The organism is Gluconobacter frateurii (genome assembly GCF_002723955.1).
Lineage (GTDB): Bacteria > Pseudomonadota > Alphaproteobacteria > Acetobacterales > Acetobacteraceae > Gluconobacter > Gluconobacter frateurii.
Genome location: NZ_BEWN01000002.1, coordinates 90,866 through 111,529, shown reverse-complemented (window position 1 = coordinate 111,529; position 20,664 = coordinate 90,866). Strand labels below are relative to the sequence as shown.

17 protein-coding genes are annotated in these 20,664 nt (G+C 55.3%); 7 read left to right on the top strand and 10 right to left on the bottom strand.

What is annotated here, in order from left to right; genetic code table 11:
- Window positions 1-3 precede the first annotated feature (3 nt).
- The 3 genes from mnmE to GFR01_RS05935 form a co-directional block, all read right to left on the bottom strand.
- The gene (mnmE, locus tag GFR01_RS05945) at window positions 4-1,299 is read right to left on the bottom strand and encodes a tRNA uridine-5-carboxymethylaminomethyl(34) synthesis GTPase MnmE (protein WP_099181703.1); all 1,296 of its coding nucleotides are present in this window, start codon (window positions 1,297-1,299) and stop codon (window positions 4-6) included.
- A gap of 115 nt (window positions 1,300-1,414) precedes the next feature.
- On the bottom strand, window positions 1,415-2,851 hold the full coding sequence (locus tag GFR01_RS05940) for a cytochrome c (protein WP_099181702.1): 1,437 nt from the start codon (window positions 2,849-2,851) through the stop codon (window positions 1,415-1,417).
- Between the two features lie 30 nt (window positions 2,852-2,881).
- Window positions 2,882-5,146: a PQQ-dependent dehydrogenase, methanol/ethanol family gene (locus GFR01_RS05935; RefSeq protein ID WP_099181701.1), complete on the bottom strand. Its 2,265-nt coding sequence runs from the start codon at window positions 5,144-5,146 to the stop codon at window positions 2,882-2,884.
- 425 nt (window positions 5,147-5,571) lie between these two features.
- Between GFR01_RS05935 and GFR01_RS05930 the strand changes: the two genes are divergently transcribed.
- On the top strand, window positions 5,572-6,057 hold the full coding sequence (locus GFR01_RS05930) for a methylated-DNA--[protein]-cysteine S-methyltransferase (protein WP_099181700.1): 486 nt from the start codon (window positions 5,572-5,574) through the stop codon (window positions 6,055-6,057).
- Window positions 6,058-6,118: 61 nt separating this feature from the next.
- On the opposite strand, the gene rho is transcribed toward GFR01_RS05930, so the two are convergent.
- The 3 genes from rho to GFR01_RS05915 form a co-directional block, all read right to left on the bottom strand.
- Window positions 6,119-7,420 (bottom strand): transcription termination factor Rho, encoded by a 1,302-nt coding sequence (gene rho, locus GFR01_RS05925; RefSeq protein ID WP_099181699.1) that lies wholly within the window; start codon window positions 7,418-7,420, stop codon window positions 6,119-6,121.
- Between the two features lie 249 nt (window positions 7,421-7,669).
- Window positions 7,670-9,199 (bottom strand): GMC family oxidoreductase, encoded by a 1,530-nt coding sequence (locus GFR01_RS05920; RefSeq protein ID WP_099181698.1) that lies wholly within the window; start codon window positions 9,197-9,199, stop codon window positions 7,670-7,672.
- A 14-nt stretch (window positions 9,200-9,213) separates the two neighbouring features.
- Window positions 9,214-9,843 (bottom strand): gluconate 2-dehydrogenase subunit 3 family protein, encoded by a 630-nt coding sequence (locus tag GFR01_RS05915; protein WP_244902186.1) that lies wholly within the window; start codon window positions 9,841-9,843, stop codon window positions 9,214-9,216.
- Between the two features lie 173 nt (window positions 9,844-10,016).
- Between GFR01_RS05915 and sucB the strand changes: the two genes are divergently transcribed.
- The 4 genes from sucB (at window position 10,017) to GFR01_RS05895 (ending at window position 15,795) form a co-directional block, all read left to right on the top strand.
- A complete protein-coding gene (sucB, locus tag GFR01_RS05910) occupies window positions 10,017-11,114 on the top strand; it encodes a dihydrolipoyllysine-residue succinyltransferase (RefSeq protein ID WP_099181696.1) in 1,098 nt (365 codons plus the stop codon).
- Between the two features lie 110 nt (window positions 11,115-11,224).
- Complete coding sequence (locus GFR01_RS05905; RefSeq protein WP_099181695.1) at window positions 11,225-12,223, top strand: L,D-transpeptidase; 999 nt, start codon at window positions 11,225-11,227, stop codon at window positions 12,221-12,223.
- 147 nt (window positions 12,224-12,370) lie between these two features.
- Window positions 12,371-14,617 (top strand): TonB-dependent receptor, encoded by a 2,247-nt coding sequence (locus GFR01_RS05900; RefSeq protein WP_099181694.1) that lies wholly within the window; start codon window positions 12,371-12,373, stop codon window positions 14,615-14,617.
- The gene (locus tag GFR01_RS05895; protein WP_099181693.1) at window positions 14,614-15,795 is read left to right on the top strand and encodes a histidine-type phosphatase; all 1,182 of its coding nucleotides are present in this window, start codon (window positions 14,614-14,616) and stop codon (window positions 15,793-15,795) included. Before GFR01_RS05900 ends, GFR01_RS05895 begins: the two co-directional genes overlap by 4 nt.
- Window positions 15,796-15,875: 80 nt before the next feature.
- On the opposite strand, the gene GFR01_RS05890 is transcribed toward GFR01_RS05895, so the two are convergent.
- From GFR01_RS05890 to GFR01_RS05880, 3 genes are all read right to left on the bottom strand, one after another.
- Window positions 15,876-16,265: a DUF3597 domain-containing protein gene (locus tag GFR01_RS05890; RefSeq protein ID WP_007282989.1), complete on the bottom strand. Its 390-nt coding sequence runs from the start codon at window positions 16,263-16,265 to the stop codon at window positions 15,876-15,878.
- A gap of 71 nt (window positions 16,266-16,336) precedes the next feature.
- Window positions 16,337-17,632 carry an adenosylhomocysteinase gene (gene ahcY, locus GFR01_RS05885; RefSeq protein ID WP_010504430.1) on the bottom strand — a complete coding sequence of 432 codons (1,296 nt, stop codon included), beginning with the start codon at window positions 17,630-17,632 and terminating at the stop codon, window positions 16,337-16,339.
- Window positions 17,633-17,722: 90 nt separating this feature from the next.
- A complete protein-coding gene (locus GFR01_RS05880; RefSeq protein ID WP_099181692.1) occupies window positions 17,723-18,076 on the bottom strand; it encodes a hypothetical protein in 354 nt (117 codons plus the stop codon).
- 199 nt (window positions 18,077-18,275) lie between these two features.
- On the opposite strand from GFR01_RS05880, the gene GFR01_RS05875 reads away from it, so the two are divergent.
- A complete protein-coding gene (locus GFR01_RS05875) occupies window positions 18,276-19,340 on the top strand; it encodes a transporter (RefSeq protein ID WP_099181691.1) in 1,065 nt (354 codons plus the stop codon).
- A 126-nt stretch (window positions 19,341-19,466) separates the two neighbouring features.
- Window positions 19,467-19,904, top strand: coding sequence for a hypothetical protein (locus GFR01_RS15925; protein WP_244902185.1), 438 nt, complete (start codon window positions 19,467-19,469; stop codon window positions 19,902-19,904).
- A 97-nt stretch (window positions 19,905-20,001) separates the two neighbouring features.
- On the opposite strand, the gene GFR01_RS05865 is transcribed toward GFR01_RS15925, so the two are convergent.
- Complete coding sequence (locus GFR01_RS05865; RefSeq protein WP_099181690.1) at window positions 20,002-20,430, bottom strand: hypothetical protein; 429 nt, start codon at window positions 20,428-20,430, stop codon at window positions 20,002-20,004.
- Window positions 20,431-20,664 lie beyond the last annotated feature (234 nt).

The window sequence follows — 20,664 nt, the reverse complement described above, 5'->3', positions numbered from 1 at the left end:
AACCTACTTCCCGATACAGAACTGCCCGAAGATTGCATCGAGCAGGGATTCAACATCAACACGTCCTGTCAGACGCCCCAGAGCCTGCATGGACAAGCGAAGCTCCTCGCCGCGCAGTTCAGGCCATGTGGCAGTCTGGGCGCGGTCCAGATGAGTGACGGCTTCCTGAATACCTGCACGATGGCGTGCCCGGGTCAGAGGCGGTGCACCGGCACTAGCGGTCAGCGCCGATACACGTTCAGTCAGTACGGACCGAAGTGCCGACAACCCGTCACCTGTCTGGGTGCTGATGCCTAGCATGTTCGGCGGGGCAGATGCGATGTCGATTTTCGTACGAACCGCAATTTCATTGTCAGACAGGGCGTCCGCAGTTTCGTCTGGCCCAATCAGATGCAGGATGACGTCTGCCTGTTTCACGTGAAACAAGGCCCGGCGAATGCCTTCGGCCTCGATTTCATCCTCTGTCTCACGAAGGCCGGCTGTGTCGATCAGGCGAAGGCGGACACCATTCAAAACCCAGTCAACGGCAATGGCGTCTCGCGTTGTTCCTGCGCGATGCGTGACGATTGCTGCATCATAACCAGATAAGGCATTGAGAAGGCTTGATTTTCCGACATTCGGAGATCCCGCGATGACGACTGTCAGACCCTGTCGCATCAGCTCGCCGCGATTGTCCTGCAAGTGAGCGGACATTTCGCGATGCAAGGCAGACATTTCAGCCAGAAGAGTCTCTTCAACTTCGGGCGGAAGGTCTTCATCCGGGAAATCAATCAGCGCTTCCTGGTGGGCAAGCACAAGCCGCAGCCGTTGTGCCCAACCATCATATAGCCGGCTGAGTGCGCCGTCTGCCTGTTGAAGCGCCTGTTTGCGCTGGCTTTCCGTCTCGGAATCGACCAGATCGGCAATGGCTTCAGCTTGTAGAAGATCCAGACGACCTTTCTGCACGGCGCGTTTTGTAAACTCTCCCGGTTCCGCAGGACGTGCGCCCAGATCAGTCAGCGCATCCGCAACGCGCGCAATAACGGCTGGTCCGGCGTGAAGGTGGAGTTCAAACCCGTCTTCCCCCGTATAGGACTTTGGACCGGGCAGCCAGAGAACTACGGCATGATCAAGCACCTCGCCCTGATGGCGAAGATTGCGCAGACTGGCGCGTCGAGGTTCTGGCAGGGAGCCACAGAGGCTTTGGAGAACATTCGCGCTTCCTGGTCCGCTGGCGCGCATAATGGCAATAGCCGCGCGGCCGGCACCTGTAGCCACAGCAAAAATGACCTGGGACGTTGAAGAAGAAAAGGGGCTCATGCCCCTTATGTAATGCAGGATGCTGTGATGTGAAATTGGCCTGTGCATAAAAGAAAACGGGCGACCCGTTACCGAGCCGCCCGTTTCTGTTCAGACTGATACGGTTAAGAGAAGCTTATTGAGCTTCGTCCACACCTGTATGGGTCTGCGGGGAGAAGGTCCAACCTTCGCCATAAGGCTGCGGCATGTACGCCATCCAACCCTTGGAAGAGACGTTCCAGCCTGCTGTGGAAACCGGAGCGCCCGTTGTGCGGAGCTTGCGGATGTCTGCTGCAGACAGTGTGCCCGGAGCCTGGTTGCCCCAGCTCTTACGCATGAAGTTGACGGCATCTGCGATCTGCTGGTCAGACAGGTGATCGCGGAAGCCCGGCATGGCAACAGCAGATGGGGCCGTGTTCGTTGGAGGCAGAATGCCGCCAAAGGTCACGATGTTGGCCATCGAAGTTGCATTGTCGGTAATGACAACAGGGTTGCCAGCCAGAGGCGGGAACATACGGTTGACACCGGTACCATCGTTCATATGGCAGATGGCGCAGTTGTGCAGGTAAACTTCTGCACCCGCGTCGCCCTTGCCGCCAGCCTCGAGCAGGGCTGTGGCCTTGCCGTCATCCTGACCAAAGTTCTTGCCTTCCGGAACGACCGGCATGCTCTTCAGGTACTTGGCTGTTGCGTGCAGGTCGTCGTCGCTCCAATGCTGTGTGCTGTAGGCCACCACGTCAGCCATACCACCGAAGACGGCAGAATGGTCGATACGGCCGCTCTTCAGGAATTCGGCAATGTCATCTTCCGACCAGCGACCCAGACCTGTGTCACTGTTGCTGCGCAGGCTTGGAGCAATCCAGTTGTCGATTGGTGCCCCACCGGAGAGGTAAGCATTGCCGTCCTTGGCCGTATAACCCTTGACCTGCATGGCCATGCCACGAGGCGTATGACATTCGCCACAATGGCCTGGGCCGTTCACGAGGTATTCACCACGGGCCACTTCCGGATCGGAAATGCTCTTGTCGAGACCAGGTGTAACGGTTGGAACAAACATGGCGCGCCAGATGGCCAGCGGCCAGCGCATGTTCATCGGCCAGGAGATGTCCGGCTGCTTGTTCTGAAGGGCGACTGGCTTCACGCCATGCATGAAGAAGGCGTACATGGCCTTGATGTCGTCATCAGACAGACGGGCAAACTCAGGATACGGCATGGCCGGATAAACCGTCGCGCCGTCCTTACGGATACCCTTGCGGATCGCCTTCGTGAAATCTTCAAGCGTGTAGCTGCCAATCCCGTATTTCGGGTCTGGCGTGATGTTGGTGGAGTAGATCGTGCCGATCGGGCTCTTGATCTCCAGACCGCCAGCAAAAGGCTGACCATGTAGCGCTGTATGGCAGGCTACGCAGTCAGACAGACGGGCCACGTAAGCTCCGCGCTTGATCAGAGCGTCGTCAGCGTCCTGGGCATGGGCAGCGCCAAAAGACACTGCCATTAGGCCAATTGCGGCCGCGAGTTTCCATCCCTGTTTCATCTCAGATACCAGTCTGTCCCGAGTTAATGCGTTCAGCATGTCACGTGCTCCTTGATACGTACCGCTGCCTCAGGGGTGATCCGCGGTCGGAATATCGGCCGTGGACTGCGGGACATTGAGGAACTGATCGCCCGGAACGCCTGTTGAATTCTGACGAGCCTTCACTTCATCATCGTAGGACTCGTTGGCACGCTTCACGATGAAGTTGCGGATGTCCTCGATCTGGTCAGGCGTCATGGAAGTGTCGAAACGGTCCATGCCGTAGGCCGTCAAAGCACCGCGACCGACAAGCTTGTAGAAGCTTTCCTTGCCACGTGGGGCACCAGACCAGCGGAGATCAGGCAGCACACCACCCGAGATCGCATTGTCGCCATGGCAGGCTGAGCAGAAGGTCTGATACAGGAAGTATCCGTTCTTCTGACGGGCTTCGTCATAGGTCGGAACCGGTTTGACAGGCGTGAAGCCCAGCTCGTTCTTCGGTGGTAGGCTGTCCTTGCCGTCAAGCGAGAAGGCAATCACGCGGGAATGATTGACTGTCCATCCGGAGGTGCGGGCTACCCCGCCATACAGGAATGGATAGATACCGCCCCAACCCACTTCCACAGCAACATACTGCTTGCCGTGGGCCATGTATGTCACCGGAGGGGCGATGATGGCGCTCTGAGCCGGGAAGGAATAGAGGTCATTCCCGTTCGTGGCATCGTAGGCATGGAATTCGCCGTTTGCGAGGCCCTGGAAGATTACGTTGCCAGCTGTGGCCAGAATACCGCCGTTCCACGGGCCCTTATGGTTGATCGTAAAGACGGGTTCCATCTTTTCCGGATCCCAGGCAACTGTCCAACCTTTGAGAACTTTCAGGAAGTCCTTCTTTGCGGCGACATGCGCGGGATCGTTGTCGTCGAAAAGGCCGATCTTGTTCATGTCGAGACCAAGGTTCCAGGCATCGTGATATGCCTTGAAGCCGCCTTTCTGGCCGTCATACATGAGTGGAATCTGCTGAGCGGGGATGTAAACCAGCTTCGTCTTCGGGCTGTAGGCCATGGCGGCAAAGTTATGCCCACCCAGTTCACCCGGAATACCGACCCATGGCTTACCCGTCAGAGTCCAAAGTGCATCAGGCACATAGTTTGGACGGCCCGTTACCGGATCCAGACCAGTGGCCCAGTTTTCGTAGGTATAGGGCTTGCCGGTGATGAACTTACCGCTCTTGGCATCAATGATGTAGAAGAAGCCGTTCTTTGGTGCATGAACGAGCACATGGCGCATTTCGCCATTGATCGGCATGTCGAGCGCCATGATCTGCTGGACTGAGGTATAATCCCACTGGTCCATTGGCGTTTCCTGGAAATGCCAGACGTATTTGCCGGTATCAGGGTTGATAGCCACGATGCTGCCGAGGAAGAGGTTGTTACCCTTTCCTTCAGAGCGGAACTTGTAGTTCCATGGCGAACCGTTACCGACTGCCAGATAGACGAGGTCCGTTACAGGGTCATAAACGAGAGAATCCCAGACGGTTCCACCGCCGCCCTGCTGTTTCCAGGCACCGTTCTTGCCCCAGGTCGGATAAGCCTTGGACATCAGAATGTCGTCCGAAGCGGCTCCATCGGGCTTGTTGTCGGGGTTCGGCACCGTAAAGAAGCGCCAGTCCAGCTTGCCGGTCTCAGCATCAAAGGCGGACACGAAGCCACGAGCACCGAACTCTGCACCACCGTTGCCGATCAGGACCTTGCCCTTGGCAATACGGGGGGCGCCATCCACGGTATAGGAGCGCTGGTGGCCCAGCTGAGCTTCCTTCGGGATGGTGTAGACGCTCCAGACCAGCTTGCCGGTTTTGGCATCCAGGGCGATCAGACGACCGTCAAACGTGCCGAAATAGACCTTGCCGTTCCAGTAGGCGGCGCCACGGCTGACCGTGTCGCAGCAGCCACGGTCAGCAATGTTGCCCGGAACCTTTGGGTCATAGGACCACAGCAGTTTGCCCGTTGCCGCATCCAGAGCTTTCATCTTGCTCCAGTTGGTGGTGGCGTACATGACGCCATCAACGATCAGCGGTGTGCCTTCCTGCCCACGATTGGTATCCAGATCATAGTGCCATGCCAGCTTCAGATTGCCGGCATTTTCCTTGGTGATCTGGTCCAGCGGGCTGTAGCGCTGCTCTGAATAGGTCCGGCCATAGCTCATCCAGTCACCGGGATGTTGGTCGGCATTTGTAATGGCGGTCCCTGTGTCCTCGGCTAGGGCGACAGGAGAGGCGGCGCAGAATGCCAGAGCGGCAGCGCAGCCCAGAAGGCGCTTCTTCGTAATGTTGATCGGCGTCAGTAGACCAGAAACCATGATCCGACTGTCCTTTTTGCAAAGACTGTTCCTGTTACTGGTATTCAGACTAATCAAGTCCTGATAAGCGCCTCTTGGGTCCAAGGTGCCCTCAGTTTCTCAAGTCGTCTGGAAAACCAGCATCACGAGAACTTACTACTCCTTATTTTATTGTTTGTAGAAAACTGAGCCTCTGACGTTTCCGTGAGCATTATGCTCGTAAAATCGCTGACTTAACTAGATGAGAATTGTTCTTAATAACTAACAATCAAACAGCTTTATTCTCTGTCGCAGTTTTGACACAGAAAATGGCAGTTTCTCAACAAATTGCGTAATATTTCAGGAAATCATACAAAAATGATCCCATATGTTATTTGAGAATACCGGCCTCCCGGCATATGCGTGACACGCATACGCTTTTTTCTGGGGGACTCTTTTAGGGAAGCATGATTGACGCTTTCCGACGGATGGGGCAGCGTCTCTGTATGCCACAGCTTTCCTGTCATTCCCCCCTCGGAGCCCTGACCATCAGTGAAGATGACGGGCATATTGTTGCTCTCGATTGGGGATGGGGGCGCGATCAGGAAGAGACGCCCCTGTTGATAAAAGTCCGAGACCTGCTCGAGAAGTATTTTGACGGGGAAAGGGTCGATTTCAGCGAGCTTCCGTTCTTGCCTTATGGAACGCCTTACCGCCAGAAAATCTGGAAAGCCATTCTGGAAATCCCCTATGGAGAAACCCGGACCTACGCTGAGATCGCTGCTCAGGCCGGTGGCTCGGCACGGTCTATCGGTGGGGCTATGGGGGCCAATCCAATTCCGGTTCTCATCCCTTGTCATCGTGTCGTAGGGGCAACCGGGCTAGGTAGCTATTCCGGGTTGAATGGTGTTGAAGACAAGAAAATCCTTCTTGATCTCGAAAAAGGTGACTGAAAACGGCAATAAAAAAGGGGAGCGGAAGCTCCCCTTTTTTATTGCATGAACCAGAATACGATTAATTATTCATGGCTTCAAAGAAGTCGTGGTTGGATTTGCTGTACTTCAGTTTGTCCAGCAGGAAGTCCATGGCATCCATCGTGCCCATCGGCGCGAGGATACGACGCAGAACCCACATCTTGGACAGCTCGGCGCGGTCAACAAGAAGTTCTTCCTTACGCGTGCCCGACTTGGTGATGTCGATAGCAGGGAAGGTACGCTTGTCAGCCAGCTTGCGATCCAGGATGAGTTCGGCGTTACCGGTGCCCTTGAACTCTTCGAAAATCACTTCGTCCATACGCGAACCGGTATCGATCAGCGCGGTGGCGATGATGGTGAGCGAGCCACCTTCTTCGATGTTACGGGCTGCACCGAAGAAGCGCTTTGGACGCTGCAGGGCGTTAGCGTCCACACCGCCGGTCAGCACCTTGCCGGATGACGGCACAACGGTGTTGTAGGCACGAGCCAGACGGGTGATGGAATCCAGAAGGATCACGACGTCACGCTTGTGTTCGACGAGGCGCTTCGCCTTTTCGAGAACCATTTCCGTCACCTGCACATGGCGTGTTGCCGGTTCATCGAAGGTGGAGGAAACGACTTCACCGCGCACCGAACGGGCCATGTCCGTCACTTCTTCCGGGCGTTCGTCGATCAGAAGAACGATCAGGAAGACTTCCGGATGGTTTGCGGAAATAGAGGCTGCGATGCTCTGGAGCATCACGGTTTTACCCGTACGCGGCGGAGCGACGATCAGGGCGCGCTGGCCCATGCCGATCGGCGTGACAAGATCGATGACGCGCGGCGTATAGTCGCGCTGGTCTTTCTTGCCCTTGCTGCGGGGAGAGGTGTCGGAAACAGCAGGTTCGGACTGTTCAACTTCCATCTTCAGGCGACGCTCAGGGTAGAGCGGCGTCAGGTTATCGAAGTTGATACGCGTCCGGACAACGTCCGGGTCTTCGAAGTTGATGGTGTTGACCTTGAGGAGCGCGAAATAACGCTCGCCATCGCGCGGGGCGCGGATCTGGCCTTCAACCGTATCACCGGGGCGCAGACCGAAACGGCGGACCTGCGTCGGGGAAATGTAGATGTCGTCCGGGCCGGGAAGATAATTGGCTTCCGGGCTACGCAGGAAGCCGAAACCGTCCGGCAGGATTTCCAGCGTTCCCTCGCCATAGATGGCCTGATCGCGCTCGGCGAGGGTTTTGAGGATAGCAAACATGATGTCCTGCTTGCGCATGGACGAGACGTTCTCGATCTCCAGTTCCTCTGCATAAGCCAGCAGATCGGCCGGAGATTTTTTCTTGAGTTCGGCGAGATGCATGAAAAACGCGCCTTATGTGCCCTTGGGGCAAACCTTATGGGGGAAGGATGTGCCTGCCTGATACAGAATGATCAGAACAGAGGCTCCGGACGTCAGGCGCCTTTCAGGGCGTGGCATCGGAAGCAAACGTCATCCGGTTAGGAAAGGAGACCGGGCGGCTGATAACCACCAGGAAGTCACAGCTGAATTACCGGAGCGCGCAAAGGAGTGTCAAGCCTCACGCGCTTGGTGACGTGACTTTGATATAGATCAATGGGTCAGCATGGCATCCGCAGTGCGTAGGGAGAGGGCCATGATTGTGAGAGCCGGATTGGCAGCGGTGGCGCTTGGGAATGTGGAGTGATCGCTGATCCACAGATTGTCGATGTCAAAGCTCTGCCCGTAAGGGGTGACAACAGCGGAGCCGGAATCTTTCCCCATGCGCGCCGTGCCCATCATATGGGCAGCCCGATCCAGAATGCGAAGGTCCCGGGCGCCAATGGCTTGCCACATCCGGGTCAACAGGCGGGAAGCATGCGCATGCATGGCGAGTTCGTTAGGACCGTAGCTGTGGGTAATGAGGGGCTTCGGGATGCCGAAGCTGTCTTTTTCGTCCGACAACACAACGCGGTTCTCGGGGCTGGGCATACAGTCTCCGTGAATTCCCATGCCAATGCTGCGATTATATCCCGCAAGAGTCCGGACCAAATCTGCCCCACGACGTGTGGAACCGCGTGCGATGTTCGAGGCCCAGGTAAGGGGCATCATGCCAAGGGACTGGATCAGATAACCGCCAGCAAAATCCGCATCTTTCGGACGCATCATGTCTTCGGTGATCGTCAGGGAGGGGTAGCCACGGTTGGGACGGACTTCCTGGTCAATCTCGCCCCAGATCTGGGTTGAGATATGGGTCATGTAATTTTCCCCAACCTGCCCTGAGCTGTTGGCGAGCCCATTATGCAAAAGAAGACGGGCAGTTTCGACAGCGCCGGCGGACAGAACCAGTTTCTCACACCGTTGACGGATATCCTGACCGTTCTGCTTGTAGACCACGCCTGTGACGCGACCTGCCTGATCCGTCTCAATGGTATGAACAAAACACCCCGGCCGGATTTCGGCGCCATAGGCAACAGCTAATGGAAGCCACGTGTTATCAGTGCCTGACTTGGCCCCGTTCCGGCATCCCTGATGGCAGGCCCCGCAACTGACACAGCCCTTTCGTTCGCCAAAATGAGGCTGATTGAAGGAGCGTGTAATCAATGCGGTCGGGCCGTCAGCATGGCGAAGGCCGACCGCATCACAGGCTTCCCGCATTTTTATGGCTGCGGGATTGGCTGGCGGCGGCGCATAGGCGTACTGCCGCGAGGAGTCCCATGGATACTGGGCTGGTCCAGAGACTCCGATGAAAGCTTCTACTTCCTCAATGTAGGGAAGCAGTTCTTCATACCGGAAAGGCCAGTCCACGCTGCGACCGGTCTCGGTGTGAAGCTGAAAATCGCGCGCGTCAGGGCGGGGGAGGAAGGCACCGTAGTGCAGGAGTGATCCGCCGACACCGGTTCCGCTATTGTTGCCGCCGAAGGGCTGAGGATTGCGGCCACCAGAGAGACGTTCGTTAAGCCAGTAGATTTCGCGTGCTTCGATTTCGTCAGATGTATAGTGCGCGGGCGTAAATTTCGGACCGGCTTCCAGCACAAGAACGCTTTTGCCGGCCTGGGCGAGACGTGCGGCCAGAGGCGCTCCGCCTGCACCACTTCCAATAACAATGACGTCCAGAATATCCGTCTCGGCATAAGTCTTCATTCTTCAGGTTCGCCTTATGCTGCGGAGGAGATTTTTGTGACGGGCTCGAAGTCTTCACGCTCATTAGCCTGAACGGTTTCAAAGCCCTGAAATCTTTCATCTCCCCCGTTCAGGTTGGCAGACATTCCAAGTCTGTCCTGAACGCGGGGATCAGCTAGAAAACACTCAATAACGTCTGCCCGCAGATCGAGGGCCCATTTCTGCATCTGCGGCGGTGTCAGACGGCGCGGTGCATCCAGACCCACCTTTCCCTCTCCCATGCCGTCCAGAAAAATTTCGACGGCATTGTCCTCAAGTTGAGAAAAAGGACGATCAAATTGTGAAATCGACAGATCACTCAGGGTGAGCAGGGCCTGTTCCCAAGCCTGAATGTCGGGAGGAAGCTCTGCGAAACGCCAGCCGTCACGCGGGCCGCTCAGTGCCATATCGACCCGTAAAGCAAGATTGAGAGTCTGTTGGCCCAGAATGTCCTCCTGAGGCAGAAGAACGGACACGAGGCGTTCCAGAACCGTGAAAGCCGTTGTGGAAAGGGTCCGTGGAACGGCTGAGGCGTCCTCTTCGAGGCGTGCGGTCAGGATATCATGTGTGCGGCGGGAAAGGTGATCTGAGGCTAAAAACGGGGGGGTATCAGACGGGTAGGTCATGTCGGCGTCCTTTGCTTCATTTTTCAAAGTCCCGGCATAGGGATAGTTCCTGTCTCCCGTTCAGGATCAAGATGCACTATCCTGCTTCAGTTACCCTGTCGGGCATCCGGCGGAATGAGAGTTAGAAGAGATCCATCCCCTGATCGGGATGTTTGTGCAAGTGAGGAGAGACGATGGCGGTCGAGATCCGGGTGCCGGCGCTGGGAGAAAGCCTGACGACCGCGACTGTCGCGCGCTGGCTGAAGCAGGCGGGTGATTACGTTCAGCATGACGAGACGATCGTCGAACTTGAGACGGACAAGGTCAGCGTTGAAGTTACGGCACCTTCCGCCGGGCGTCTGGAGAACTGCATCCCACTGGGAACAGAAGTGGAGATTGGTGGTCTTCTGGGTGAGATCGACGAAACGGCTGAAGCTCCGGTTGCGGCTGTAGCACCTGTTGCTCCGCCGGTAGAGGCGGTGCGTCCTGAACCTGTCGCCCCTGTTGTTGAGTCACCACCCGAACCAAAACCTGCTCCCAAGCCGACATTTGCTGAGCCTCAGGTTTCCGCGGCATCGGGGATTGATGATCCGAGAGAGCGTCGGGTTCCAATGTCGCGACTGCGACAGACGATTGCACGGAATCTGAAAGCGGCACAGAACACTGCCGCAATCCTGACGACGTTCAATGAAATCGATATGTCGGCTGCCAAGGCTCTGCGCGCTGAATATCGGGATGAGTTTGAAAAAAAGCATGATGGTGCCCGGTTGGGTTTCATGTCCTTTTTTGCCAGAGCCGTTGTCGGGGCGCTTCGCGATTATCCTGCCCTGAATGCCCAGATCGAAGGGGATGAAATCGTTTATCGGGATTTCGTTAACCTCGGGATCGCTGTCGGTACCGAACGGGGACTGGTTGTTCCTGTCCTTCACGATGCCGATCAGATGAGCTTTGCCGAACTGGAGCGCCGCATTGCGGATTACGGCAAGCGTGCTCGTGTGGGGTCTCTCAAACTGGACGAACTGTCACACGGCAGCTTCTCGATCACGAATGGCGGTATTTTCGGATCACTTCTTTCAACGCCGATCCTGAACACTCCGCAGTCGGGCATTTTGGGTATGCACGCCATCCAGGATCGTCCGGTTGTGCGTGATGGGCAGATTGTTGTTCGCCCCATGATGTATGTGGCATTGTCTTATGATCATCGCATTGTAGATGGGCGGGAAGCTGTAAGCTTCCTTGTTCGCGTAAAACAGTTGGTTGAAGATCCGCGACGACTTCTTCTCGATCTTTGATCTTTTTCGGAAGACGTAACGTTAAGGCGTCGCGTCTTCCGCTGAACGCTGGACGATCTGTCGTTCCCCCGCGTTCATTTCTTCACGTTGAACCGAGGGTCACTTCAGTTATGTCGCCTGCTTTCAGACTGTCTTCTTCTTTCCGGCTTTTGATGATGGTGACGGCTCTGGGAGGAGGCGTTCTTCCTCTCACAGCCTGCGCGCAGACGGATACGGCTTCCAAGGGAAGCCCGCAGGCAGTGGCAGCAACGGGCGTCATTGATGATGCGTCTGTTCCTCCGGCGGCCATTAATCCACCGACTGATACGGTGCCGGAAATCCCGCCGGTAAATATTCCACCGCTTCCCGTTGTCACCAATGCAGAAGCTCATAAGGAAGCAGCGCGCCTGGAAAAAATGATGGTGAAAACCGTAAAGGGTTTTTCAACATACAAACCAGAGCGCCGTGAGGCATTTGTTTCCCTGGCCAAGGACGAGCTGTCAAAGACAGGTTTGCCAATTTCGCGTCCGCAACTCATCATGGTTGTGGACCGTAATGAAAAAGTACAGCATCTGGACTTTGTTCTGGCGCTTCCAGACGAACCATGGGTTTCCATCGGAGGAACACCTGTCTCCACCGGAACCACCGGCCGTAAATACTATTATATTACCCCTGTCGGAGTTTTTCAGAATACAGCCGATCGCCTAGGCTACCGTGCAGAAGGTACCAAAAATAAATATGGAATTCGCGGTATCGGTGCCAAAGGCTCCCGCGTCTGGGATATGGGGTGGCAAACGGCCATGAAAGGTTGGCTGCCCAAGCATGAAACCGGGCAGATCAGACTGGAAATTCATGCAACAGACCCGCAGTTTCTTGAATGGCGCCTCGGACATCCTGCTTCCGAAGGGTGCATTCGCATTCCAGCGACAATGAACCATTTCATGGATCATTATGGGTTGATCGATGCTCTTTACGAGCAGGCTGCAAGTTATGATCCAAGGTTTTCAGCTCTGTTGCCAAAAGATCGGGAACAGACTCCTCTCGCTGGAGACCTTGTCATTGTTGTCGATTCCGGCCCTTTAACCGAGCCGAAAATCGACCCGATTGCGGATAAAAGACCGCTCCCCTGATGTTGGGACCAAGAAATATTACACAATAAGTATGACATTTTTGAGTAACCTGTATGAAGCTTCCATGACGAAGCGGTAATACAGGTTTTCAGTACCGGAAAGCATGAGTAATGAGCGTCTTCTCTTCCACGGGAGCACGCGATTTCCATGAAAAACGTTCGAAAAAGTCTCGCACTGTCTACAGGGCTTGTAACAGGAGCGATTCTTTTTGGGTCAGTGACATACGCTGCGGATGTTGCTCATCCGGACGATAAAAAGAAGACTGTCAAAGAAACACCGAAAGTTGAAAAACTGACTGTTCTCGGTCACGCATCACGTATCGCTCCCGCAACGGTTCCGTTAGACATTGCGCAACCGACATCAAAAATTCAGTCAGGGTTTTTGACGAATAATATTATTCCGCTTGCAAGCGTCGACGATATTATTCAGTTCCAGCCCAGCGTGTATTCCCAGAATCCCAACGGCCCAGGGATGGGCAAAGCTGAGGCCATGAGTCTCCGTGGTTTCCAGGATGGTCAGTATAATATGACGTTTGACGGCATCCCTTTTGGAGATGCCACAGATCTGGGGCACACGACGTCTGCGCTATTTATTTCCCACTTCCTTGGTGAAGCGCAGATTGACCGTGGTCCGGGCACAGCGTCAACGATGGGAAATGCGACATTTGGCGGCACTATGGGATTTACGTCTAAAAATCCTGCTGCCCGAATGGGAACAACGCTCTACGGCACTTATGGTAGTTTTAATACGCGTGCTGGCGGTATTGAATTTGATACAGGCAAAACCAGAATGGGTCGTGCCTTTATTGATATGCAGCATGAAGAAACCAATGGTTATCTGACCAACTCTTCAGAGCGCCGCAGCAACCTGATGTTCAAGGATGTTGTTGATCTTGCCCCGGAAACAACACTGACCATTGAGACGACATATAACAAGGAATGGCAGTACACGACCCAGGGTGCGACGCTGGCAGACTATAAAACATACGGAAAAAATTACGGGCTTTGCAACGATCCATCCAAGCAATGTTATTATGGATATCAGCCAAGCGTTTACACGTCTGACTTTGATTATATCTCGCTTAAAACAAAGCTATTATCCTGGCTGACGCTTGAAAATCAGATTTATACGAGTGGCTTTGAGCACGATTATTCAGAAAGCACAGATGCAAGCCAGAGAAGTGCTGCGGCGAACGGCGTAACATTTTACAATGCCGCTGGGAAAAAGGTTGCGACTTATGCGAATGACATTCCCGGAAAATATGCTGACGCTCGTTACAGGACATATGGCGACACCCTGCGGTTAAAGGGCCATACAACGTATGGTGACGTGTTGCTGGGTGTCTGGGCAGATGTTCAGAAAGACCGTCGTTATACCTATGCTATCGATCTAAGTCAGAATTCTGCTCCCGTTCCTGGGAAAACTGGTTCTGCATTCAGTTATGATATCTCGGATCTGAACACGACAATTCAGCCTTATTTAGAGCTGGATATTCACCCGTGGGCAGGCGCAACAATTAAGCCGGGTGTAAAATATTCCATTTTCAAAAGAGACTATGATGCAGGAATTAACAAGGGGACAAAGCTTCCACTGAAAGATACGCAAAACTATGGCTCATGGCAGCCATCCATTGCGATAAACCAACGTATTATGAAAAACTGGAGTGCGTATGCGCAGGTTGCTCGTGGCTTCCTTGCTCCGCCACTGTCTGTTTTTCAGGTGAGTTCTGTTGGCAACGTGAAGCCTGAAACGACCATGAATTATCAGGTCGGGTCGGTGTATCATGGACGCAACTGGATGCTGTCTCTGGACGGATATTACATTAATTTCTCAAACTATATTGCCGCCGCGCAGATCCAGGTTCCCAATATCGGTACGACATCGACATATGTGAACAGTGGTGGCGCAGTTTATCGAGGGATTGAGCTCGAAGGCCAGTATGTCATCGGCTACGGTTTTTCCCTGTATGGAAATTACAGTGTGAATGACGCGAAATACAAGCACAGCCACGTGCGCGTAGCGCAGACGCCCAATGCACTAGCCTCCTTCGGTCTGCTCTATGAAAGCGATCACGGACCATATTTTTCCCTCATGGGTAAATATACGGGCAATCATTGGGGGCTGGACAGCACGACGGATGATGCGGGCGATACGGTTTTCAAAAATCAGTATAAAATTGGCAGCACGGTCACTGCTGATCTTGCCATGGGCTGGCGCATTCATCATATCGGTTCATTTTTCAGAGACGTGACGCCGAGCATCAAGATTGCAAATCTCTTTAATAATCGCTCGATCAGTGATTATGCTGGCACCCAGTCTTACGGAGATGCGCCGCTGTTCTGGCGCATCGCAGGCCGGAGCGTCTTCTTCAACATGACCGCAACGATGCCATGATCCGCCGGATTTGCTCGCTCGTTGTTCTCTTCGCTCTGGGAGGATGTGCCTCTCAGACGCAGGGAGATGTTCTGGAAAAGGTCGTTTTTCTAGGGCGGCATGGCATCCGCAGTCCTACCGTCTCACCGCAGGAAATGCAGCGCCGTACCGGGCATGCGTGGCCGGTGTGGTCTGTCGCCCCAGGAGAGATGACGGATCATGGTGCTGAAGCTTTGGGAGCAATGGTGCAGGCAGTTCGGGAGAACTACAGCCAGACGGCCCTGTTCCAGTCTTCGCAGTCCTGTCAGACGGTGAAACAGGAAACTGTTGTCTGGGCGGATACGGCCGATCACAGAACGAGACAGACAGGCGAAGTCTGGGCAAAGGAAATTGCGCCCGGATGTTCTTTGCAGGCGGGTTGGGCATCTACAGCCATTGATCTGGTTTTTAATGCACTTGGAAGTCAGGCGGGGTCAGTTGATTCTGCTGCGCTTGAACGTGAATTTGAAACAGCCAAGACCACGTTGCCTGAGCCTGATTCTGATGCAGCCTTGAAGGCTCTTCAGGGACTTCTGGCTCCGAAGGGGTGCATAGAGAAACCTGTGTCGTCTCAATGCTTGACCACTTCTACGACCCTTGAGTGGAAAAAGGGAATGCCTCGTCTCAAGGGCGGATTTGTAACGGGCGGAATGGCGGCAGAAAGTCTGTTGCTGACATATGCTGAGGGAATGTCGCTAACGGATTTCGGGATTGCCGAGAAGGACGTCCCACATGTTCTTGAGACAGTCATGCCAGCGCATGAAGCAGAAAATCACCTTCTGCGCCGTCTTCCAGAATATGCGCGAGCGCGGAATGGCATAATGGCGGAGAGTATTCGCGCATTTCTTTCGGATAAGCTTGTATATGCGATTCCGGGCATCCTGCCTTCAACGAAGGTACTGGTTCTGGCAGGGCACGACACCAATCTGGCTGCCATGATGGCGCTGTTTGGTGTTGGCTGGTCCTTTGCGGATCAACCGGATTCTACGGCACCCAATACCGTGCTGGCATTCGAGCGTTGGCGTCACTCTGACGGCACACGAGAGGTCAGACTCAAGGTTTTTCATCAGTCTTTGGAAGAGCTACGCAAGGCGAGGGCGCCGGATATCGGGAAATCCGTCATTACGCTGTCTCCTGCGCAGACGTTTCTTGCTCCCTAGCGTCAGGAATATCTTGGGAAAACAAAAAAAGCCCGGATGAAAAACATCCGGGCTTTTTCGTAGCTGTACTGAAGAAAGGCTTAGTGAGCCCAGCCTTCAGGAACCTTGCCACCGTTCTTGGCCAGCTCGGCATAGACCTGCTTGATGAGCCAGACGTTCATCGTTGCTGAGTCGTCCGTGCTGCCCGTGTAATGCAGTTCGCCTGCAAGCTGCTTGCGCGCTTCCAGGGAGCTGTCGAGACCGAGCAGCTTCAGAAGATCCACAATCGAGGTCTTGTAGTTCAGCGGCTGGCCAGCCTTGGATGCCAGATCGGAAAGAACGGCATCCACGTCCACTGGTGCGGCTGGGGTGGCAGGTGCCGCAGCAGCCGGAGCGCCAGCGGAAGCCTGTGCATCAGCCGTGCCGGACGTTGGCGTGGCTGCTTCTGCATGCCCGAAAATCTTGGACATGATCGTGCTGAAAAGACCCATAGGAAATACTCCTGACGGTTTGAAAAATGGTGTCGGGGTAGACAACGCCTACCCCGTGTCACCTGTTCCGCTCAGTAACGATATTCTTCGTGCTTGAACGGACCGGCAACCGGAACGCCAATGTAGTCAGCCTGCTTCGTGGACATCTTGGAGAGTTCGGCGCCGACCTTTGCGAGATGCAGGGCAGCGACCTTTTCGTCCAGAGCCTTTGGCAGGGTGTAAACCTTCACCTCGTACTGGCCCGGCTTGGCGGTCCAGAGTTCGATCTGGGCCAGCGTCTGGTTGGTGAAGGAAGCGGACATCACGAAGGACGGGTGACCCGTGGCGTTGCCAAGGTTCACGAGGCGGCCTTCGGAAAGCAGGATGATGCGGCGGCCTTCGGCCAGCTCGACTTCGTCAACCTGCGGCTTGATGTTGTTCCAGCGATAGTTGCGCAGGGCTTCAACCTGGATTTCGCTGTCGAAGTGACCGATGTTGCAGACGATCGCACGGTCTTTCATTTCGCGCATGTGGTCGATCGTGATGATGTCCACATTGCCCGTGCAGGTGACGAAAATGTCGCCGCGCGGAGCTGCGTTTTCCATGGTGACGACTTCATAGCCTTCCATGGCGGCCTGCAGGGCGCAGATCGGGTCGACTTCGGTCACGAGAACGCGGCAGCCTGCGTTGCGCAGGGATGCGGCGGAACCCTTGCCCACGTCGCCATAACCGGCAACCACGGCAACCTTACCGGCCATCATGACGTCTGTGCCACGGCGGATGGCGTCCACCAGGCTCTCACGGCAGCCATACAGGTTGTCGAACTTGGACTTCGTGACGCTGTCGTTCACGTTGATGGCCGGAACCTTCAGCGTGCCAGCCTTGGCCATCTGCCAGAGACGATGGACACCCGTCGTCGTTTCTTCGGACAGGCCGCGGACGTCCTTCAGGAGTTCCGGGAACTGGTCGTGCATCATGACCGTGAGGTCGCCGCCGTCATCAAGGATCATGTTCGGCGTCCAGCCGTCCGGACCCGTGATGGTCTGCTCGATGCACCAGTTGAATTCTTCTTCCGTCAGGCCCTTCCAGGCGAAGACGGGAATACCAGCCGCAGCGATGGCTGCTGCTGCGTGATCCTGCGTGGAGAAGATGTTGCAGGACGACCAGCGGACCGTTGCGCCAAGAGCCGTCAGCGTCTCGATCAGCACGGCGGTCTGGATGGTCATGTGGAGGCAGCCAGCGATACGGGCACCCTTGAGCGGCTGGGTGTCCTTGTATTCTTCGCGGAGTGCCATCAGGCCGGGCATTTCGCCTTCAGCGATGGAGATTTCCTTGCGGCCCCAGTCTGCGAGGGAAATGTCGTGTACCTTGTAGTCCTGCGTGGTCATGATTGGCCCTTACTGCCCGTCTTGGATGGCAGCAGGTATAGAGGCTTGGCGGAGCCACGCAAAGTGTGGCTCCGTCGCATCTGGTCTGTGTCAGTTCGGCTGTGCGGTATCGGTCTTGGTCTTGACCGTCAGGTGAGGCTGTTGCGTCCGCTTCAGATGGCGCTTGTACTCTGTCTTGCCCTGCTTCGTGGTGTCTGACATTGCGTGAGGGGCCTGCGGAGCTGGCTGGTCAGGCTGTTCCGTAATGGTGCGGGGGTTTGTTGGCAGGTGGTTGGCCGGCTGATCAATGGTGGAATTCTGGGCTTTCTGCGTCGCGGTCGTGGATGTTTGAGGCTGATCGTTGCTCGGGCTGCTGATGGCTTGTGCGAAAGCGGCGGACGAGACGACGGGGGAGGCCACCAGAACTGCGGCTGCAAGCAGGGAGGCTTTCAGGCGAAGGGTCATGTCTTAATCTTTCCTCTTCAAAGGGAAGAGCTGGCTCTTCCGGGAATAATCTGATAACTCCCGGCCAGCGTAACAGTTGCCCCGATGCAGCATATTGCGTCTGTTGCCCGGGCATGTCAGAGAACGGCAGATCGCCTTCTGTCGCGTTGTTCGAAACCGGCGCAGGTCCAGAATACCCCCTGAAGAACAGGAGGATGCCGTGTCAGAGAACCCCACATACAACTTTCCTTTCACGGTGCTTGATCCGGCTTTTCAGGAAACGGGAAAACCTGCGTTTGCCAATGGTCTGGTCTGGGCTGTGCAGGCCGTACCGGGTCAGGACCTGCGGTCTCTCGGGGCGGATGAAGTCGAAGAGCTGCTGACTCCGGGTCGCAGACTGTCGGCTGAGGGGTGGTTCTGGCTTCATTTCGATACGGTTCACAGTTCTGCCCGATCCTTTGTCGCCCATCTGCCGGATCTGCCGGAAGACGTGCGGGCCATGCTGGCAGAAACCGAATATGGCATTGCTCTGGAAGCAGTTGATGATCTGATCTGGGGTGCGCTTCCAGCCTTTGATGATGCGCTTGCGGAGGACGACCGGGAAATCTGTGCGTGGCGGTTTGCCATGCGGCCTGATCTTCTGATCACGACGCGGCGGAACCCTATTCCTGTTCTGGGGGCTGCTTATCGGTCTCTTCGGGCGGATCACATTCCGCCGACGCCAGCAGGGATTGTCGATAGGGCACTGCGTGAATTTACCGGAACCGTGCGTCGGCAACTGGGTCAGCTGGATGATGATCTTGATCGGGCGGAGGATGTTCTTCTGCTGATTGAGCATCGGTCTGATCTGGGTCATCTGGGTGGTATCGTTGGTAAGGTGCGTCGTCGGGCGACCGAACTCCGACGTGTTGTTACGCCAATCGACCGCGTTCTGAAGGACGAAGATCTGGATCTTCCCGAATGGGCGGAAGACGAACTGCGCGACCGGGCGGAGCGGCAGGTTCATGCCGCTCTGGACGATCTGATCGCGTTGCAGGATCGGGCGCGCTCCCTGCAGGACGAGTTGGGGTCCAATCAGGCGGAAGAAACCAACCGTCGACTGTATATCGTTTCCGTGGGAACGACGTTGATGCTCCCGGCGACGTTCGTAACGGGATTCTTTGGCATGAACACAGGCGGCATGTTCCTGGCGCAAGGGGCGTGGGGAACAATCGAAGCGGGGTTTGTGTGCTTCGTGTTCATGGCCGTGACGTTTCTGTTCATGAAGCTGGCGCGGCTTCTCTGAGGGATTTTATCGCGGCCGGCGGACGTTCCACGGTTGTCGGGCAAGGTAATCCATGGCCATTTTGACGGAAAATATAGTCCCGAGAGGCTTCCCGGGGCTGTAATCCGTTTCAAGGCCTGAATACTCATGCGTGCATTTCAGACACTTTTCGCTCTTTCTTTTCTGACATTTGCCCTGACGGCCTGCGGGTCTGGAGCTTATACGCCTGAGACAGTCTTTACGGCGCTGAATAACGACCCTTCGGGGGTGGTGGGTAAGTTCAGAATAACCGTAAGGCGTGTGGGGTGGTATAATGACACGTTGTTCCTGATGTCAGATCCGAATTATCGGGCTCCCCACATCCTTATAGTGATGGTTCGCGGCGATACGGTGAGAGACATTTTGCAGGGTAAGAACCAGACGGTTCAGCAATATTTCCTCAATCGCGAAATCCAGGTGAGCGGCCTTGCCAGAAGGGGGCGGGTTGTCTCGAAAGACAGTGCGGGAAATCTGACAGGGCCGTCTTATTATCAGACCCGTATTTTCGTTGGGAACGCAGAGGATTTTGAAGTTTCCCACGAGTAATCCTGTTTTCGTGCATGCAGAAGACTAAGACTACCCGTGCCAGAGGGAAGGATGGCAGAAGCCATCGCATCCGGATGCCAGGGGATCGGGAGACCGATCATGGGTGCGTTTTGGCTGGTCCGCTGGAGGTTGCTGGCGTTTGCCCAAGAGCGGACGATGTTGTGTTGGGATCTGTGGTCGAACGCATGTCTGAGCTTGGAGCCTGCGTTGTGGACACGCCATGGGGCTGTTGGGCGGCGTATTTTTCAAAGGCTTCCGGTGTACCGACAAATGCACAGTCACACAGGTCACGATCTGCGTAAATGTAGCGCAGGCCTTCCGGTGTGGTGCGTGTCAGGAAGACGTGTTGCGGCATGAGTTGCAGCTCTGCCCGGCGGGAGGCGGAGTTGGCGGGGTGTCTGACGAAGCCAGCGGAGACGAGCTGCTTTCCCTGGGGGCTGGTGTTGTCGGCAACACAGCCGGAGAGGCCAACGACTGCGGACAGCAGGGTGGCAGGAAGGGAGAGGGAGCCAAGAATTTTCAACATATCAGTTTCCTAACCGCTGTGAGGCCTTGGGGTTTCATGGGCGGCCATGAGGCCTGTGATCTTGGGGGAGCGTAGGGGAAAACAAATGGCTGTGCAGGAAATGGATCAAACACTTACGGAAACTTGAAAGCAGGTTAAAAGGAAAAACCGAATAGAGATAGAAAATAAATCGGTTTAACCTTTTATATATGCGTCGGCTAACTGGTTCTGCTTGTTAAGACAGGAGATCAGGCT